The following is a 20047-nucleotide window of genomic DNA, read 5'->3' on the forward strand; positions in this document are numbered from 1 at the left end:
ACGAGATACGTATGGCCAATATACAAAATAACAATTCTGCATTCGTTGCTTACACATCACGCGACCGATTTCTCGCGAACTTGATCAGCGAAGGGGTAGCGAAAGCCAACCGCAAATTGAACAACCTGCGTTACGAACCTTGGGAGTTCAATGATACCGCTGGAAATCTCTTGATTTCTCCAGTCGTGGACGCAATTGATCAATCCTGTTTTATAGTCGCTGACATTACGTATCTGAATCCCAACGTCGTCTACGAAATCGGCTTTTCGATTGGGCGTAGCCGCCGTTGCTTTCTTGTTCGGCACACAGGCACGGATGGCGACAAAAAGATAGCTCGCGACGTTGGTATCTTTGATACGCTGGGTTTTGAACCCTATGAAACCGCGGACGAACTCACAAATACGCTGACAGCATACGTCGACCCAGCTCCATTGCCATTTTCTGCTCAATTGGATCGGCGCGCCCCTGTGTACGTTGTTGAACCGCCGACGAAGGGCGGCATTGCGACCGTGATGACATCACGGCTCAAGAAAGCAAGGTATAAGTATCGGAGCTTCAATCCCGCAGAAGACGCCAGGCTCTCGGCATTTGATGCGATCCGCCAAGTTGCTAGCTCCGCTGGCGTTATGGTGTCGCTCCTCGACGGCCTCAGTGAGGAAAGCATTATTCACAATACGCGAGCCCTTTTTGTTGCGGGACTTTCCTATGGAATGGGCAAACCAACGCTCCTCCTAGCTCACGCAACTGCCGACGTACCACTCGACGTCCGTGATTCAGTAAGAACATTTACGCGTCCTGACGATATCGTTACCCACATAGCAAGCTTCTCTCTAGAAGTCACCGAACATTTACAGCAAGCTGATCCAGCTCCTCTATGTCATCCAACGTCACTTCAGTCGCTTCAGATCGGCGACCCGACCGCAGAGAACGAGATGACCACGTTGGCAAACTACTTCCTCAACACCGATCAGTATAGCCGAGCGCTGCGGGGTGAAGTAAATTTAGTTGTAGGAAGAAAAGGCGCTGGCAAGACAGCTCTTTTTATTCAGGTGCGAGACAAAACGCGCTCAGACAAGAGGAACGTAGTTGTCGACTTAAAACCTGAAGGCTACCAGTTATTGAAGTTAAAAGAGGACATATTGGCGCACTTAACCCAAGGCGCGAATCACCATCTCGTTACAGCTTTCTGGGAATATTTAATACTCCTGGAAATTACATACAAGCTGTTAGAAAAAGACAGAGGACAGTATAAGTTCAACCATGAGATAAGAGATCTTTATATTAATCTCGAGCGAACGTACAGAGTGAACGATTTTTCGGTCGAGGGTGATTTCTCAGAGCGGCTGCTGTCCCTATCTCAACGAATCGCCCAAGATTATGTTTGTCGGTTTGGTGGCACTGACTCGACAAAGCTCACCACAGGGCAAGTTACTGAGCTTGTTTATTCGCATGATGTCAGATCGCTTCGTGATCAGGTTTCAGCGTACCTAGCTCATAAAGGTGGCGTCTGGGTTTTGTTCGACAATCTTGACAAAGGATGGAGCACTCAAGGTGTCGATACCGTAGATGCAATGGTTCTTCGGTGCTTAATTGATGCTGGACGTAAAATCGAGCGTGACATGAGAAAGAGTGGTCACGCCGTCCACTGTATTGTTTTTGTTCGAAACGATGTTTACGAACACCTAATGCGCCAAAGCTCTGATTACGGCAAGGAGATGCGGGTAGCATTGGACTGGACGGATCCTGATATGCTGCGAGAACTCCTCCGCTTACGCCTTGTGTCTGCTCTCGGTCCTGAATACGAGAATATGACCTTTGAGCAAATTTGGCCCAGGTTGTGCGTTTCGCATTACAAAGGGGAGGAAACATCGTCGTACGTCATCGAACGCGCTTTAATGCGTCCGAGAAACGTCATCAAGATTTTTTCTCATGCGAAAGGATTTGCTGCAAACCTGAATCACCAGAAGATTGAGGAGACCGATCTCGAGAAAGGCGTTCGCGCGTATTCACAGGACTTGTTAGTAGAGTTGGATCATGAGCTAAATGACGTTTTCCCAATTGCCAGAGAGCTGTTGTATCATTTTTTGGATTCGCAACCAGAAATGTCACCTCTCGAACTGCGCCAAATAATTTCTCAGGCGCAAATTTCCTCCGAAGATACTGATCGGGTTATCGACTTTCTACTTTATTATGGGATAGTCGGCGTGAGAGCGTCGCCTGACGAGGTTTATTACATTTTTAATGTCAACTACGATTTGAAAATTCTCCAGATCCGCGCGGCCCGTGGCGGCGAAAATACCGGATACGTGATGAACTCAGCGTTTCGTCCCGCCCTTGGAATAAAGAGTTGCGATTGAATATGTCGTCGCGACGGAGGCAAATGTCGAGCGGTAGCGGCTTGGCTGGCAAGTTACCGCAAGGCCAATTGAAACCACCCGACCGTAGGCCGCCACCGTCTGATTCTGGGGAACCTAAGGCGATATGTTCAAGAGCACCGACGGCACCTTTAGGATCGAAAAGCTGCCATACCACTTGCAGATATCATCAGGCAGGTTTGGGTCGTTATGCAAAGTCGCCGATTATGGAAAGTCGCTGTCATTTTTCAACGCCAACCGCCATCGGAAGGGGAGCATGAAGATCGGGGCGAACACATAATCTCAGCATCTCAATGAGGGGAGTCTGCAGGTCTCGACGACGATAGCGCTGGAGCCTGCCTGTCTCGTCAGACTTAAGATCCTTGCCCGGCCTGCGTTTTCGGCGAGACGACAACCAACAACCGGGATCTGGATGTTCATAGATGTCCTCTGACCTAGGGTTCCGACGTAAGCCAAACGCAGAAATTATGTCGAGCGTTTGGCAGCGTTAGATGTTGCCGTGCCAGTCTTTGCCTGGCGCCGTCACCAAGGCGCCTCGACAACTTTCCATAATCGGCGACTTTGCATAACGACCCTTATGGAAAGCTTTCCATAAGGGTCGTTAGGAGCATAGCCTTATACACAACTTTAGGTTTCGTCTGTAAGCTGTCGTTTTTCCTTGAGAAGGTATCATGGCGAGGTGGGCTGAGGAGGAACTGAATGGAATCAACCTGGGTGATCGCCGTCGGGACAAACGAGCGATCGCGTTGCTGGATACGCTTTCTGCGAGACCGACGGCGAGTATCCCGGGGGCGTGTTCGGACTGGTCGGAGACGATGGCGGCTTACCGCTTCTTCGGCAACGATGACATTACCTGGGAGGCGATCCTCACGCCCCATTGGTCTTGCTCCCGAAGACGGATCGCGCAGCACAAAGTGGTGCTGATGCTGCAGGACACCACCGAACTGGACTTCAACGGGCAGAGCATCTCTGGCTTGGGGCCGCTGAGCTACGAAGCTCAGCGGGGCCTGTACGTGCATCCGACGTATGCGGTCAGCGTCGATCGCGAGCCGTTGGGCGTTCTGGATGCTTGGATGTGGGCGCGCGAACCGAAGGACGCCGACGGCCGGCGCCCGGGGATCAAAGAGAGTACGCGCTGGATCGAGGGCTATGAACGGGTCGCCGAACTGGCGACGGAGTTGCCAACGACCCGGCTGGTCTACGTGGCCGACCGCGAGTCGGACATGATCGAATTGATGGCTCGGGCCAGCGAAATGGGCCAGCCAGCTGACTGGCTGCTGCGTGCTCAGCACGATCGAGCGCTGCCCGACGGTCAGAAGCTGTGGCAGACGGTGACGTCCGACGAAGCGCTCGGGGGAATCGCCTTCACGATGCCCGCGAGGCAGGGCCAAAAGGCGCGTCCGGTACGTCAGCAGCTTTGGGCGCGTGTCGTCGATCTTCCTCATGGCAAGAACCAGACAATCCGGGCCACCTGTGTGGTGGCCAAGGAGATCGATCCACCGGCCGGCAGTCGCCCGGTCGAGTGGCGCTTGCTGACCAATCGCCCCGCCGAGACGCTCGAACAGGTGACGGAACTGATTGACTGGTATCGCGCACGCTGGGAAATCGAGATCCTCTTCCACATCCTCAAGAACGGCTGCCGCATTGAGGCTCTGCAACTGGGAACCATCGCTGGTCTGCAACGTGCCATCGCACTCTACCTCATGGTCTCCTGGCGGATTGCTGTGCTGATGCGATTCGGCCGAACCTGCCCCGAATTGCCCGCCGACTTGTTCTTCCACGAAGATGAATGGCATGCCGCCTACCTCCTTCACAAGAAGAAACCACCCGCTGACCTCCCAACTCTCAACCAGGTCCTGAGATTGGTCGCCATGCTCGGCGGCTTCCTTGCACGCAAAGGCGACGGAGAACCGGGCGTCAAAACCATCTGGCTCGGTTTGCAGCGTGTCATGGATTGCGCTATCGGCCTCCAGTTCATGCGTCAGGCAGATCCTGGGTAAGTTGTGTATAAGGCTATGCGTTAGGAGCCCTTAAAGGAGCTTCAGTTGGTCGATCTGGCGAGCGTGCCACTGCGCAGCAAGTTGGGCGTGACGCGCAGACAGCCAACGCGGTTCAGCCGTTCTACTACGAGCGGGGACTGAACTCTTACGACGATGGGGAGAATTACGCGCTGCCGCTCGCCTGCGCTCAGCCCCGTGTCCCCGCGACTGCGCCTAAGGCGGAGCCTGTCGAGCTCGGGAAACGGCGCGTCGGCGACGGCCTGCTCGCGCGATGCTGCCGCCATTTCAGGCGCTGCCCAAGCGCCTGCAGGTCGCTTGCCGGCTCCTTGAGTTCATGTTCTACTGAGCTTGCGGACCGATCCGCTGCCCCGGTCGATGACGGACCGGCACACGAACAAGATCGCGCAAACCGAACTCCCGTTGAAGAGTCCTGCGGACCAGGCCTGTCTTGGCCCTGTCGCCGCCGTCACGGCGCTCTTTACCAACAACCTGCCGGGCGCAGCACTTCGCTGCCGACCGCTTCATACTCTGTGCTCAACTTTTGAAAGAAGCCCCTATGGATTCCACGCCAAACCCCGCTATCGCCCCCTCGTCTGTCAATACGGCAGAGTTGAATGCGGCGATCAATCTTCGCCTTGCCCTGCTCGAATTGCCCCTCGCGGCCGGCGATGATGGCGCGTCGATCACCGAGCTCATGGCACCAATTCTCGCGCGGCAGCGGGAAATGAGCCGTCGACTTTCCGACAGGCTTTGTCCTGTCGATACCCGGATTCAGAATTTTCTCAAGGAGTATCTTGCCGATGTCGGTCGCGCACCCCGTTTGCCGGGGAAAACCCTGGTGCTCGACCAGCCCGGGCTGGCGCGCGGCATTTCCCTGCCCGCCAATGGGGATCTTTACAAGTCGCCGCTGCTCAGCAGCTATCGTCTGCGCAATGGGGTCCTGCACAATCCCGCCAGCGATCGGCGCACCACCGCGGGCGTTTTCCACATCGTCGAGGGTGGTTTGCCGATTCCCGACGACAAGCGGGCGGTGCCCAAGCTGGCTTTTTCAAAGCTGCTGGCCCTGGCCCTGAATCCGCCGCCTGAATCGCTGCAGCTACCGTTTACGGCGGGCGAGAAGGCACCGGCCATGTGCTTCGTTTCCCTGCTTTTGCGTCCCCTGGTGGTGCCTGCCGTGCCCGGATTTACGACCGAGAAGCGCATGGAAACCCGCTTTTTCGTGCCCGGGGCTCTGGTCGCCAATCTCGATTTTGTGGAAAGCATTTTTGGCAATGCCGGCGATCCCTATTTGCCTGAAAATGATTCCTCGCTCGACCCGGATGGCTGGACCGGCCACACCGGTTGCGTGATTCTCGCGCCGCATCTCACGCATGTGCCGAAACACCTGCTCGGTCTCCCGCACTGGGATGCGGCGACGCCGCTGCAGCGGCGCGATGGCATGTGCTACAAGAACGAAGACGAGTTGTATAACGGCGGTAGTGCATTCAAGTTGTGCGCGCGGGACGAGCGTGGCGTGGTGGTGACCCTCATTGCCGACAATTATTTTGGTTACTGCAAGAAAGAAGTAAAGACGCAGATCAGCTATTCGGCGAACCTGTTTGGTTCCGCCGAAGAAGAGCATTCCGGCGGCGCGCTGGTGTTTCCAAGTTATAACGAGGGTCAGGAGTATACCGATCTGACGGCGGGCGATGACTACTCGCTGCAAGAGGTGCTGGCACGCGATCCCGAACGCTTCGTCGGGCAGTTGGCCGGGCATGCCATTGATCGCCTTCAGCGCAATGTCGTCCTGGTGCCCGCGAAATCCACCTTCAGCCTGCGCTCACGCACCGTCTCGTGGCCAAGCCTGGATGGCGCGACCTCGTCGATCAAGTTGCAGGCCGGCAAGACCTATATGGGCCCCAACGGCTATCGGGTACACATGGAGTCATCGCGTGCCGATCGTCGCCAGTGGAACCTCGTCGGAACCTCGGCGGAAGTGACTGCCTGCCACAAGCCGGCGACTGTTTCCGGGGGAGGGAAGTCCGAGATATCGAAGGCCATTTCGGACGCCATACTTGTCGGCAACGTGTTCGTTGCCGACGTGGAAAAGGACATGGAGGCGGTGGCCGCCATTCTGGCGCGTGATTTCTCCGGGCGCTACAGCGATCAGGAAAAGAACGGCCTTGATCAGCGGCTCATACTGAGTGCTGACCGTTCGCTGGGTAGCGTCATCAAGCTGCTCACCCCGTCGAGACGGGATTATAACGAGGCCTACAACACCTGGTTGAGCGCTATTCCGCAACATATCAAGGAGCTGGTCTTCGTCGTCAAGCGCTTTCACCGCCCGGAATGGGGCGATAGCTGGCGCAGTCATTACTCGGTGGATCTGATCAACGGTCGGCCGGGGAATTCACTGAAGCTGGACGGAAGCACGCTGGTCGTGAATACCCTGCGCGTCGGTTTCGAGAGGGACGGCGCCTGGCGTGTCTTCGGCTTGCGTCATGACTTTCACCCGGCTGGCAAGGTGCAGACCGAGGACGATATCACCGCCAGTGTCGTCGCCCCCGCCAGCGCGATTGCCGGAGAGTCCGGGACCTTGTCACGCAAGTACCTGCAAAACTGCGAGCGCCGCCTCTTTCAAAGGCCGGACGACGCCATCCATCGCGGCTACGATGGCCAGGCCGAAGCGGATATCGCGACACCGGGGAGCTTCATCTCCAACTTCCAGCCGCTTGACGGTGCGGATGCGCGCGAACTGCTCGATGATGCGATTGGTTTCAATGAGTTTACCCCGCCGATGCAGAACCTGATCCAGGCCGCGGCTAACGCGCCCGAGGGATCATCGCCCGCCTATTTCGTCTCCTCGGCACATCCGCGTATCGTCGATGGCAAGCCGACGAAGAATCCGCGCTATCTGCAGCTGCGCCCGGACCTCGCCTGCCCGGAAGACACGGAAATTGCCAGGCTGGCGATGCGTTTGTTGCGCCGGCAAGCCACTGCCGAGCCGCTCATGACTCCGGTGCATGTGGTCGCCGCCGGTCGCCGCAACAACCCTCCGGAGGAAGGCATCCGCGCGCTATGTCCCTACAATCCCCTGCACTACATGGAACTGCCCGAGCTGTTCATCGAGTTCATCAGCTCGATGACCGGCAAGTCACCCTCGACGACCGGGGCGGGTTCGGAGGGCGCCTTGACCAAGGGACCGTTCAATGCCTTGCCGGCGATCATCGACCTCAATGCGGCTTTCGTCTCCTTCGCTCTCACTGGTTACGACGGCTGGGTTTCCTCTGCCGGTTACGTCGGGCCAAACATGCGCGTTGATCATGACGTCAGTCTGCTGGTGCCCGAAGTCTTTGCCCGCATGAGCCCCAGTGAACGCGACGCCAAGAATCTGATTGCCCGGGGTGCCCTCGAACGTGTGGACGATTTCGAGCACCGTGGTCAGCCCGTGCTGGCCAGCCGGCTCGGCTACCGGATGACCGCGCGTATGGCCAGCACCTACTTTGGCCGCATATTTCTGCATCCGCATGCCGTGTTCACCGAGGAAATGCTGCGCCCCGAGCTGCAGGACATGGACATCTTTGCCGACGGCGTGGCGAATATCGTCGCCACCCACCAGCGGGTGGCCGAAAGCTACTTCACTGATGGCACGATTTCCCTGGCCTGCCCGCCCCTGAAGGCCGTGCTGGAGATCATGGCGCACGGCAAGACCGCCGCTGGCCACGGCCTGGAGTCGCCGCAAGTGCGTTCGCTGTTTTCCCGCGAAAGCGTCCTCGCCAGTGACTGGTATGCAGCACGCCTCGATGCCAAGCAAGCCAGTGACGAGAAGCGTCTGACCCAGGCTGTCGCTTCGCTCTACGAGTTCCTTGATCGAAGCGAGAATGCCGAGGTGGCTTCGCGCCTGGGACTTGTGGCGCGACGTGCGCAGATACAGGGCGAACGCGTTCTTGTCGGCTCGGCGGCCTATCGTGCCGGGCTGGTGGGGACCATTGGCCGACAGCCCTTATAGAGGCCTGTTGGCTGTTGGCGATCGGGCAGCTGCTGTAGCTGCCTGATCGTCGGCTGGACTATGGGTTCAAAGAGGGTCCGCTACGCGAGGAACAAATCGCTGGGGTCACGCGACGCAAAGGCGCGATGCAAGGGCGCGGGGCCGGGACGCAATGCGCGGGTCAGGTCTTTGCTTTTGCAGGGCACGAGGCGGCCTGCCGCTGAGCGGGGAAGTAATAAAGTGCTCGCCTGCTCGAACTCGCTCCATCGACGATCAGCGCGCGAGGTTGAAGCTTCGATCCTGAAGGATCGGCCTTCGATCGTCGCGATAGAAGCCTGGCTGAAAAAGATCCACGCGTCGGTGAAAATCATCCAGGCTTCCATCGTTTTCATCGGCGTATCGATGGCGACGATGGAATGATCCATGATGCGCAATGATCGATCGATGTCGCGCATTGATCCTTCGCTGCCGGCGATGGAAGGATGACTGCGGAAGGATGAGGCCTGGATCAAAAAGTATCCGCTGCGGGTCGGCAAAGATGAAGAGTGGATCAAAAAGATCGAAGCGTGATCGGTGCTCATGCAGCTGTCGATCGATCCGCTACAGCCTTCGCCGGCGGCGCTCGGCGCTGCGATCAAAAACAGGCAGCGATCGCCCTCGCGCAGCGACGGTTTCATCACCGCGATGAAACGATCGCAGGCGACGATGAATGCCTCGATCGAAGGCGTCCAGCCTCACCGGCCGCGATGGCTCGTCGCTCGTCCTGCGGCTTGGCCGCACTCAGCCGGAGGAATCCGCTAGCCGGCGTTCCAGCGCCAGGATCATCGCGTCTCTGTGCAGCACCTGCAGCCCGGCCGCCCGCAGGGCTCGCAGTAGGTTCACCGCGCGAGCGTAGTGCTCAGGCGCCCGCGCCGGATCGATATTCGCCATGTGCATCAGAGAAACCACCACGTCGCCCTGGTAGTCGGCGCGCTGGGGCTCGGCGCGTGCGAGCCGTTCGGCGATATCGAGGCCATTCTGGAAGCATTCGCGGGCGGCCTCGCCGTTCCCGAGCGCTCGCATTAGATCGCCGAGCTTGTTGTAGGAGATGGACAGGTCGCGCTGGTAGTCGGCGCGCTGGGGCTCGGCGTGTGCGAGCCGTTCGCGGATGTCGAGGCCCTTCTGGAAGTATTCGCTGGCAGCCTCGCCGTTCCCGAACTCGCGCATGAGATCGCCGAGGTGGTTGTAGGAGACGGATAGGTCGCGCTGGTAGTCGGCGCGCTGGGGCTCGGCGCGTGCGAGCCGTTCGGCGATGTCGAGGCCCTTCTGGAAGTACTCGGGGGCGGCCTCGCCGTTCCCGAGCTCGCGTATGAGATCGCCGAGGTGGTTGTAGGAGACGGACAGGTCGCGCTGGTAGTCGGCACGCTGGGGCTCGGCGCGTGCGAGCCGTTCGGCGATGTCGAGGCCCTTCTGGAAGTATTCGCGGGCGGCCTCGCCGTTCCCGAGGTCGCGAATGAGATCGCCGAGCTTGTTGCAGGAGACGGACAGGTTGCGCTGGTAGTCGGCGCGCTGGGGTTCGGCGCGTGCGAGCCGTTCGCGGATGTCGAGGCTCTGCTGGAAGTATTCGCGGGCGGCCTCGCCGTTCCCGAGGGCGCGCATGAGATTGCCGAGTTTCTCGTAGGAGACGGACACTTCGCTCTGGTAGTCGGCGTGCTGGGGCTCGGCGCGTGCGAGTCGTTCGCGGATGTCGAGGCTCTTCTGGAAGTATTCGCGGGCGGCCTCGCCGTTCCCGAGGGCGCGCATGAGATCGCCGAGTCTCTCGTAGGAGACGGACAGGTCGCGCTGGTAGTCGGCGCGCTGGGGCTCGGCGCAGCAGCGCTGCTCAAGCAAATCCTGCAGCCGTCGGTAGACGGCCAGGCCCTGTGCGGTCAGGCCGAGGGCAACGAGGGCACGGGCCTCCTGATCCACCAGGGCGGAATAATTCGGGTGGGCGGGTGGGATTACCTGCAGCACCTCGCCGGCGAAGCCGCCGGCGGATGCGAGCTGATTGGCGCCGCGCAGAAACTCGGTAATGCTCAGTGCCTCCCCGCTGGCCACGTCGTAATCCTGCGCTTGCAGCAGATTGCGCACCGCCTCCATGCCATCGACCAGGTCTCGGGTTTCATTTTCAACTCGCCACAGCCGGTAGCGCCCGGCACGGGCGTAGGTGGCGCGGCAGGCCGCCGGGTCCAGCTCCGCTCCGGGCTGGAGCAGGCATTGCGCTGTCCAGCGATGCACGAACACCTCGTCCGGGCTCGGAAACACGAGCAGGGAAAGCTCTGCCAGGCACTGCAGGGCTCGCCGGGCGGCGCTGATTTCCGGGCCCGTGGGCGGGCGATCGTGCAGGGCATGCGCTACCCCGCTGACCGGCATCGGTAGATTGGAGACGGCCGCCTGGCGCAGGGCGGCGGCTTCTTCCCGGCTGGTGAGCGCCAGCAGTTCGGAGAGCAGCACGTCATGTGCGCCGACACGCAGGCTTTGGGCAATGGCCTCATCGAGGTCGGCGGGCGGTTGGTCGAGTGGCACGCCGGCGGCTTGGGCCTGTACTTCCAGCCGGGCGCGGATTTCCGGCAAACGGCTGCGGCCGCCGCGCAGCAGGGCATCGAGGTACTCCAGCATGCGTGGGTGGCCACCGATACGGGTGAGCACCGTGCCCAGATCCTTCCCTTCGCGCTTCGCGAGTTCTGGCAGGCGCAGGATCAGCTTGCGCGTCTCGGCCAGGGACAGCGGCGGCAGGGCGACACTTTCCAGCCAGGCGGCGAAACCGGGTGGATGGTGACGGGCGGTGAGCAAGAGCCGCCCGGTGCGCGCACTTTGGCACAGCAGCTGCAGCCAGGTGGGCACGGTGTCGTCCAGCCAGGCCTCGCCGCCCACACTGAGATTGCTTTCGAAGTTGTCGAGCACCAACAACAGGCGCTCGCTGGCGAGGCGCTGGCAGATGCTCCTCAGGCGGGTGGCGTCGTCGTCATTGGCCAGTCCCAGGGCGCGGGCGAGACTGTCGATATTGAAAGCGCCGGCCAGGGTGACGCAATGCCAGCCGTCTTCGCTCAGCCGCGCCATGATGCGACCGGCGAGCGCGCTCTTGCCAACGCCACCGATGCCCTGCAGCAGCACACCGGCGCGCTCGCCGTAGCGGTCCTGGGCGGCCGGGGTGTTGCGCAGGATGGCCAGCGCTGCGCGCATTTGCCGGCGCCGACCGATCAGCTGCCCGAGCTTGAGCCGTGGTAGCCCCTGGGCATCGACTTCATGCACCGGCGGGCGGCGCAGCGGGCGCTGATCCAGCCGGCGATCGAGCAAGGGCTGCTCCGCCCCGGCACAGTACAGGGCGGCGGTGGCGTATTCCGGCGCCGCCGCCTGGGCGAGCTTGCGGCGCCGTGCCGCTTCCAGGGTCAGCCGCGCCTGCGCCAGCGCGCGGCTGGCCAATGGCCGCTCGGGCGTGTTGAGTTCCCGGTAGAAGGCGGCGGCGAGCTCGATGGCGTAGCGATCGCTCACCCGCGTCTGCATCGCCAGCACTTGCGGCACACCGGCCTGCACCAAGGCCTGCGCGAAGCCCGCCGCTTCGCCGGCCGGCGAGCCGCCATGACAACTGGACAGAAAGACCAGGGGCAGCGCTTGGCCGGCCTGGCGCAGCGTGGCGACCAGCTCGGCAGCGCTGACCGCCACCGCAGCACCGTCTTCGTCTTCCAGTTCGATGCTGCCCGGGCTGCCGTGGCAGGACAGGTGCAGCACGTGGTAGGCGTCCGCGGCCAGGGCGCGGCGGATTTCTTCGGGGTGACCCACTTCCAGAATGCGCACCTGCGCATTGCCGTGCTGCGCCGCTGGTTCGACGGCGTCGAGCAGGTCGCGCAGTTCCCGTTCGTAGTCAAGCGGGATGCTGGAGCTGCGGCCTTCGTCCGGTGCGCCGACGGCGACCAGGATTTTCAGCGGGCCGGGTAGGGGAGGTAGGGGTGGTAGGGGTGGTAGGGGGGCAGCGCTCGGCGCTGCCGGGAGCGGTACCCGGCGCGTGACGACGACGCCGGGCAGCAGCGCCGGCAGGCGGCCATCGGGCAGGCGCGCCGCTTCGAAGGCTAGGCCCAGGAAGAGCGGCTGGGCGGTTTCGAACACCAGATCCAACTGCTCGCCGACCGCCAGCGCATCGAGCGCCTGCGCCAGTGCCGGGCCGATGGGCGCGGCGAACAGCACAGCGCCGAGTTCCTCGCCCAGGCGCTGCAAGCCCTGCTCCAGCGACTGCAGTGCCGCCTCTTCGCGGGCGCCGCGGAACGTGCTGCCGAAGTCGGCGTGCAGGGATCGCGCCAGATTGACGGCAAACGCCCGCGGCACCGGCGTCTCGTCGATACGGCCGATGTCGCGCTCGTCCAGCCGCGCCAGCAGCCGCATCTGTCCGGCGGCCGGCTGCGACAACTGGATGACGAAGCTGTGCCGCGCAGCCTCGCTGATCGGCTCAGCCAATGGCGGCTTATGCGTCACGCCCCTGATGGCATCGGCGATGGCGTCGAATTCGTCGATGCCGCGCCGGGCTCGCGGGCGGAGCAATGGCGGGATGGGAGCGTCGGCATCGATCATCACCGGGATGAGGCGCTTGCCGTCCTCGATCAGCGCCTGGGTCAGACTGTCCTGCTCGGCGGCGTACCACAGCCCCCCGGCCTGCTGCTTGTTCGAAAAGAACAGCAGGCCGACGGTGCATTCCTCCAGACCGGCATTGATTTTGTTCACGATGCTGTCGCCGGCAAGGATTTCCCACTTGTCCAGCCAGGCGTCGATACCCGCCGCACGGAGCCGCGCCGCCAACGCCTCGACCTCCGGCTTATCCACGCTACGGTGACTGCAGAACACACGGATGCTCATGGCGTCTCCTTTATCAATGTCAGCGGGGGGCACTTTAGCAGTACCCGGAAACGGGCCGGGCCAGGTCTTTACTTTTGCTCAAGGCACGGCGAATGACCGAGTCGCGGTGCCTGGTGCCTCGTCAATCGAGCTGTGCGGCCCTGCGATCTCCATTCCTTGCAGGCACCACAGCACTGAAAGTCCGAAGAAGGAAGGGGCTGTGGCAGAGCCTCAGAGAGCCGCCTTTTCGAGGGTCTCGATCAGGAACAGGATCTCTGCGGCCATGGAGTAGTGCAGTTCCGGGGCGTCGGCGAGGCTGCGGTCGCGGCTGCCGGCAGTGATGGCTTGCAGGGCGTGGATGAAGGGGAGGAGCCAAGCGGCGCCAGGCTCTGCTGCGCGTTGCTGGAGGAGCGACGCGGCGACGGCCGGGTCGCCAGCGAGCAGCGGCTGGGACGCGGCGAGGGCGATGCGGCCTGGTGCGTCGTGGTTCTCGCCGCCGTCGCGGCGGTAGGCGAGGTAGCAGGCAATGGCTTTGGTCCTGGCCCCAGTGGCGGCATCGAGATCGCCGGCGTCGGTCTCGATATCGGCGAGTATGGCCCAGGCTTTCCAGGGCGCGGTCGCGTGACCGAACGGCGCCAGGCATTCGATCGCCCCGCGGATTTCCTGCCGCGCTTCGGCATGACGGCGGAGCTTGCAGAGCGTGACGCCGAGGTTGTTCCTCGTACGGGCTTCGTTCGCCAAGTCCCCAATCTCCACGTACTTCTCCGTCGCCTGCCGGTAGAACGACACGGCTTCCTCCGGGTGGTCAAGTGCGTCGTTATACAAGTTCCCCAGTTGACCGAGCGTGCTCGCCTGCCCGGCGACATTGCTGAGCTGTACTTTAATCGCGAGCGACTTCCGGTAGGCCTCCTCGGCCGCCTCCGGCTCGCCCGCCTCCTGATACGCCATGCCGGTCTGATGCCAGATCCCCGCGACGCTACCCGGCTCGCCCAGCTGCGTGAATTGTTTGCGGGCGACTTCAAAAGCTTTCAGCGCCTCCGGGTAGTGGCCTTGGAGCAAGTGGAGTGACCCTAGCTGGCTCTTACCGACGGCGACATCGCGGTCATCACCGCGCTGCTCATTGAGCCGGATGGCCTCTTCGTAGGCCGCCGCGGCCTTGTCGAGCCGGCCCAGGTCGCAAAGACAGTCGCCCTGTTCCATGATGCAGGCAGATGCCATCCTTTCCGCGCCTGCCCCGGGGCGCTCCTTGGCGATGGTTTCGAAACGCCGGCGGGCCTCGTCCAGCAGCGGCACGGCGCGCTCCGGTCCACCTCTTGTCTCGAACGTGCGGGCCAGGACCCAGCAAGCCATCGCCAGATCGTAATCGGCAGCGGGATAGGCCTGCTCGCCCGCCTCCCGCGCGCGCTGCAGCAAGCGCTGCGCGCCAGCCAAGGCCTCGCGCAACTGCCCGCTGTCAAGCTGCTGCTCGATTCGCGTCCCCGTTGCCTCGAATCGCGCATGGTTCCAACCGTCACCCAGCGCCGCTGCAGCGGCGTCGCGGACCTGCCCCACCCGCTCCAGCAAGCGCGGCTTGCCGAGCATGCTCAGCAGGCTGTAGAGCGAAGTCGCCAGATTAATCGTCGCCTCGGCATCCGCCGCGCGCCACACCCGATCGAGCAGCGCAAAGAGGTTTGGCAACTCCAGCAGCGTCAGCGTCGCCGCGACTTCGGCGTTCTGGCTCCGCTGCTGCCCAAGGAAGCGCACATACTCGCGCATCCCCTCGTCCCAGCGAGCCGTCAAGGCCTCGCGCTCCGTCTCGTCCAGGCAGCTACGCAGGTAGGGGCAAAGCGCGGGATTGAGACCGAGATGCTTGAAACGGTTCGGCGTCGCCAGCCCGGTCGCGACCAGTTCGCCGGCCAGTGCGGCGACATCGGCCTGCTCCCAATGCATCATCACGCGTAGGGCGTCGAGGTCGACCCCGCCATGAAACACCCCGAGCACACGCGCCCGTTCGCGATTGTCCGGCGACAGGCGGCGAAGCGAGAGCTCGACGCTGGCGAAGAGCGATTGTTCCCGGGCATTGGGGTGATCCACCGGGAAGCGCCGCGCCATCTGCGCCATCAGCTCGACGAGCGATTTGCGGCTGGCTTCGACGCCGCGGTCGCGCAGCGCCGGGGCCAGGAGCGCCAGGGTGCGCGCGTGGCAGTGGACGGCGTCGACCAGGCGATCGATCTCCTCGCGGGCGGCGTCGCTGGAAGCGCCGGCATCGCCGCCGGCGGCGTTCAGCGCCCGCTCGACGAGCTTCACCGCGTCGTCGCGATCCAGGCGATTCAGCTCGCGCCGCTGGCGCTGGGCGTCGAAGGGCGCCGGCAGCGCCTCGCGGCTGGTGAAGATCAGCCGCGTAGCGCCGACCGGCAGCAGCCGCTCGCAGAGCGCGAGCAGCGTCTTCAGCTCCTCGCCCGCCTCCTGCGAGAGTGCTTCGGGTGTCTCGCTGGCGATGAACGGCGGCAGCAGGACGCTCTCCATGTTGTCGAGCAGCAGCAGGGTCGGCTGCTCGCGCAGTGCGCGCGCTATCTCCTGCTCGGCTTTTCCGAGGTCGCCGCCACAGTCGGCCTGGGTCGAGAACGCCTTCTTGAGCAGTTGCCCGCCGAGCTGGTCGATCACCGACTCGGCGAGGTTCTTCTCCAGCCCTTCCACACAGACGAAGGCCGCGCGGCGCATCTGTTGCGAGCGCACCAGCCAGCGCGCGAACTCGGCGGCGAGCGCCGTCTTGCCTTCACCGCCCTGACCGCGCAGCACGGCGTAGCGGGCGCCGCCGTCGGGCCCCAACAGGCGTTGCAGGGCGAGCAGCTCACGGCTGCGGCCGACGAAGCCGGTCTCGGGTTCCTTCGGCAAGGCACCGAGGCGGGTGGCGAGCGCGCTCCGAAAATCGGCCAGCGTCTGGCTCGCGGGGGCGCTCCTGAAGAGCTGCGGGTCGTCTTTTTCCTGGAACAGGACGGGGACGAACCAGTCGTCGAGGCGCAGCTCGCCGACGCCGAAGATGCGCCCGCGGAAGCTGTCGTCCTTGAGCCGGCGCTGGCCTTCGAGCATGGCGTCGCCGACGCGCCTGCCGGCGGCCAGCGCCTGGTAGAAAGCGGCAACGAAGCGGCGCGCGGTGTCGACGAGCACGCTGTGGCTCATCGCCACCACCGACCCGACGCCGACCTTGAGCAGCTCGGAGGCCACCGACTCGGACGCCTGCCCGGCCTGCGCGCTCTGGCAGGCTTCGAGGAAGACGAGCGGAATGCGGTGGTCGCGCAGCAGCGAACCCAGCTCGTCGGTGAACACGGTGCTGTGCCGGCGCTCGTCGAGCTTGCTGCTGTCCTCGGGCCGCTCGAAGCACAGGCCACCGAGGCCGAGGCTGCGGTCGTAGACGCCGTGGCCATCGAAGTGCACGCCGTGGTAGGGCTTTTTCTCGCCATGCGCGCGCTCCAGCTCGGCGCGTAGCGCCGGCAGCGTCGGCGGGCTGAGCAGCCGGAGCTGGACCAGGCCGGGCAGCGCTTCCATGGCTTCGACCAGCGGCAGGGCGCTGGCACGATGATCGATGTAGCCGCAGGCGTCGTCTTCCGGCCGCGCGCTGACCAGCAGGATGCGGATCGGCGTGGCGACCACCGCCACCCCGTGGTCCCGGGTATTCGGCAGGCGACGGCGGACGCGCGTCGGTCTGGCGCCCTGGAAGAGGTAGGCGTGGCCATCGTGCAGCAGCTCCCACGGCAGGCCGAGCAGCAGCGTCGCGGCTTCGCGTGCGCTGGCGACTTCGGCGTCGGGCGCGCCGGCCTCCGGCGTGCTGTCGACCCATACCGAGAAACGACGCCCGCAGCGGTCGCCGATCTTCGCCCAGGCCTGCATGACCTGCGCGCTATGGGCGACGGGAATCGCCGCCTGGTGCAGGCGCTGCCCCCACTCGGCGAGTTGCTCCTCGACCCGGCGCGCGCGCTCCTGGAAGTAGTGGCTGGGCCAGACGGCGTATTTCTCCAGATACCAGCGCAGTTCCTCGGCCTCGATCGGCCCCATCGGCGCGACCAGCCGCCAGCTCTGCGCGCAGCCGACCTCGCGCTGGCCGACCGTGGCCGGCTCATAGACCAGGCGGGCGCGGGCGGAGGCACGGCGGACGCCGTCGCTCTCCTGGAACTTCAGGTCGCTCAGTTCGAGGACCAGTTCCTCCAGCGGCTCGGCCCTGGGTTGCGGCGTGGCAGCGACGTCGGCCGGCAGGCGCCGGCCCAGGGCGACGAGGATCGCGTCCATCACGGCGGCGATGCCAGCGGCGTCGCCAGCGTCGCTGCTGACGGGGATGTAGATCGGCTCCTCATCGAAAAACATTTCCAGCACGCCGAGTTGAGTGCCGTCGAGCGACAGCGGGATGACCGGGAAGCGGTGCTTGCCGCCGTCGTCCTTGCCACGCTGTTTCTGCACCTCCAGCGCGCGGCGCAGCTCCTTGCCGACCCATTTCGACTGCAAGGCGTCGTTGCTGATCAGCACGGCGTAGGCCGACGCGCCGTCGATCGCCTGTTCTATTTCCGACCACAGCGGGTCGCCGCCGCGCAGCTCGCGCGAATCGATCCATCCTGGCTGGTCTTGGTCGGCAAGCGCGGCACGTAGCTCGCGGACGAAGGCGTCGTCGCGGGAGCTGTGGGAGATGAAGAGTTTGCTCATGGTCGGTCGGCTCATCGGCTGCGGCTCATAGTCTGGAGGGCGGGCGCCCCCTCTCCCCCGGCCCCTCCCCGACGAGGGTGGAGGGGAGGGGCGCCTTGGTCGGCACATTCTATTCCATCGTGGTGACAATGCTTTCTTGCCGGGAGGGTCTTGTTCGGAGAGGGGCGGGTGCTGGCCCGGGTGGCACCCTGGCGCTAGGCGCCTGCGCGGGGCGGGTCGGCGGTGGCCAGCGTGCCATCGGCTTCGTTCGAGGACGCGGCGGCCTGCGTTGGCCGCAGCGCTTGCTCCACCGCGCGCAGGGTCTTTACTTTTGCCCAAGGCACGGGGAAAGACCTGACCCCATAAGTGGGAGCGCCGCGATGCGCGCGACGTCATACAAGGTTCGCGGCAGGACTCGCGCGAAGCCAAGCGGGACTGCAGGGCCGACAATGAAAAAAGCAATTCCGAATGCCGGCAGGACAAGCGGAGAACCAAACACGAAGGTCGTGAGGAGTCACGCGACGTCAGAGCGGGCAAACCGACTACGCCACAATAGTCCCCTGACACAACAAGTTAGCCAAGGGTGACCGTACTTTGAAGGCAATAGCCTACCCCGCCTGACCTTGGTGTTTCGATGTCCGCAAGCCAAGTCTCCAGTCGATCCGGATACGGCACGATCGTGTCCCTAACGATCATGTCAGTCGAGATACCCCGGATGATGAAAGTCATGACCGTCCGTTCGCTTCCCCCGGCCCTTCTCCCGCAGGGGGGGAAGGGAGGTTCGTGAGTCGCATACGCGACTTTCACATTAACACCAGGGGCTGACATGAGTGCGCAGTTTCAATCCAGGCGATTTTCGACAATCAAAACCCATGGCCTTGCACGTGTAAATTGCACGTAGCCATCGGGGGATAAGGTCAATATCGTTTTGGAAACGGAATTTCGGACATTTCCGCCAATGGCATGCACGGTTTGACCGTTGGTTTCCACGACAATATCGCAATGCATCCGCCATGAGTAGAGTGAATCCTCAATTTCCTCGGTCACTTCTGGAGGCCTGATTTTACCCCGGGTAGCACAGATCAAGTCTCCTGGTTTAGGCTTGTATTGATAAATGGTATGGGGTATCCATGCCGCATATGGATTGTCGGCGTTGGCAATAAAATGATTTAGATAAAAGCGGTGGGCGCTGCTCGATGGAAACATGTCGTTCGGTACGCCTGCCGCCTGCATAATCCAACTGATGAACGCGGCGGACCAAGGCTGCTTGCAATCGTAACCCGATATCCGGGACTTGCCGACTGCGCGCCAATACTGGTTGATCCGGTCGCTGTGGCTATCGTCGTCATCTTCCCAAATTCCCACATGGGGAATACTCTCCTCCTCACCGTCAATCACGACTATCTGCTGGCCGAAGTACACCCATTCCGCCTTCGCAGCCTCCACGATCCTGTTTTGCCGGAACCCCAAAGAATGTGCTCCAGAATAATCGACTTGCGGTTCGGTCTCCTGTGCCTTTGGCTGTTTTTCTGGCTGCCCAGGGATCTTTGGTGTCGAGCCGCAAGCGACCAAAAAAATAGTCAAGGCGATAAGCAGAGGGTTGGTTATCAACGTCGTATCTCCGTCGAAACTTGGATGCCGAAAAAAATCTTGGTAGGCCTTGTAGCGACCTCGTACTATAACTATAACCGAATGCTTGATAAAACGACCATCCAGGGTGTCAACGCATCCCGTTATACACGACTCACATGACATGACGGATCTCGCGCATATGCTCTACGCCGGAGACGAAATCACGCCAGCGCTGGATGCTGAGCCAGAGGGATTTGACGTCGGGTTCGCCGTCGCCCTTGCGGGCGAGGAATCCGCCGAGTTGTGCGATCAGGTGGATGACCTCGCGAATTCTCGGCACCTTCGTCGGTGGCTTCTTCTTGTTGAGGATAAAGGTGCCGGCCCATTCGGTTTCGGAGAAGAACAGATCGGCAGACCACTGCGGGCGGATGCGTCCCAGGCGGATCAGGCGGGCAAGGTGCAGCGGAAGCTAACGTCCGCTTCGTTGGCAGCGTCACATGCAGCGCTTTCCATGCCAGCCTTGGCGACCGACGATAAGGGATGTGTCGCCCCGCGGCTTTACAGCGCTCCAGCCGGACGCGTAGTATCCAACGGCCGCAGCCTATCGGCATGTCATCCGATTTACCGACTTGTGGAAGATT

8 protein-coding genes are annotated in these 20047 nt (G+C 62.4%); 3 read left to right on the top strand and 5 right to left on the bottom strand.

Annotation, left to right across the window (positions count from 1 at the left end):
* Positions 1-11: 11 nt before the first annotated feature.
* The 3 genes from QZ648_RS04095 (at position 12) to QZ648_RS04105 (ending at position 8363) form a co-directional block, all read left to right on the top strand.
* Positions 12-2357 carry a hypothetical protein gene (locus tag QZ648_RS04095; RefSeq protein ID WP_291996181.1) on the top strand — a complete coding sequence of 782 codons (2346 nt, stop codon included), beginning with the start codon at positions 12-14 and terminating at the stop codon, positions 2355-2357.
* Positions 2358-3046: 689 nt separating this feature from the next.
* The gene (locus QZ648_RS04100; protein ID WP_291995780.1) at positions 3047-4375 is read left to right on the top strand and encodes an IS4 family transposase; all 1329 of its coding nucleotides are present in this window, start codon (positions 3047-3049) and stop codon (positions 4373-4375) included.
* Between the two features lie 556 nt (positions 4376-4931).
* Entirely contained in the window at positions 4932-8363 is a 3432-nt protein-coding gene (locus tag QZ648_RS04105) for a hypothetical protein (RefSeq protein WP_291996182.1), read from the top strand.
* An 80-nt stretch (positions 8364-8443) separates the two neighbouring features.
* Here the strand turns inward: QZ648_RS04105 and QZ648_RS04110 are convergent, their stop codons facing one another.
* The 5 genes from QZ648_RS04110 to QZ648_RS04130 all read right to left on the bottom strand — a co-directional run bounded on the left by QZ648_RS04110 (position 8444) and on the right by QZ648_RS04130 (position 19869).
* Positions 8444-9019, bottom strand: a complete 576-nt coding sequence (locus QZ648_RS04110; protein ID WP_291996183.1) for a hypothetical protein — start codon at positions 9017-9019, stop codon at positions 8444-8446.
* A 103-nt stretch (positions 9020-9122) separates the two neighbouring features.
* Positions 9123-13205 (bottom strand): CHAT domain-containing protein, encoded by a 4083-nt coding sequence (locus tag QZ648_RS04115; RefSeq protein ID WP_291996184.1) that lies wholly within the window; start codon positions 13203-13205, stop codon positions 9123-9125.
* Positions 13206-13415: 210 nt separating this feature from the next.
* Positions 13416-17855, bottom strand: a complete 4440-nt coding sequence (locus tag QZ648_RS04120; protein ID WP_291996185.1) for a tetratricopeptide repeat protein — start codon at positions 17853-17855, stop codon at positions 13416-13418.
* Positions 17856-18674: 819 nt separating this feature from the next.
* Positions 18675-19445 (bottom strand): DUF2272 domain-containing protein, encoded by a 771-nt coding sequence (locus tag QZ648_RS04125; protein WP_291996186.1) that lies wholly within the window; start codon positions 19443-19445, stop codon positions 18675-18677.
* Between the two features lie 133 nt (positions 19446-19578).
* Positions 19579-19869, bottom strand: a complete 291-nt coding sequence (locus tag QZ648_RS04130) for an IS4 family transposase (RefSeq protein WP_366144073.1) — start codon at positions 19867-19869, stop codon at positions 19579-19581.
* Positions 19870-20047 lie beyond the last annotated feature (178 nt).

Origin of the sequence: Candidatus Accumulibacter sp. ACC012, assembly GCF_907163155.1 — a bacterium.
GTDB classification, from domain to species: domain Bacteria; phylum Pseudomonadota; class Gammaproteobacteria; order Burkholderiales; family Rhodocyclaceae; genus Accumulibacter; species Accumulibacter delftensis.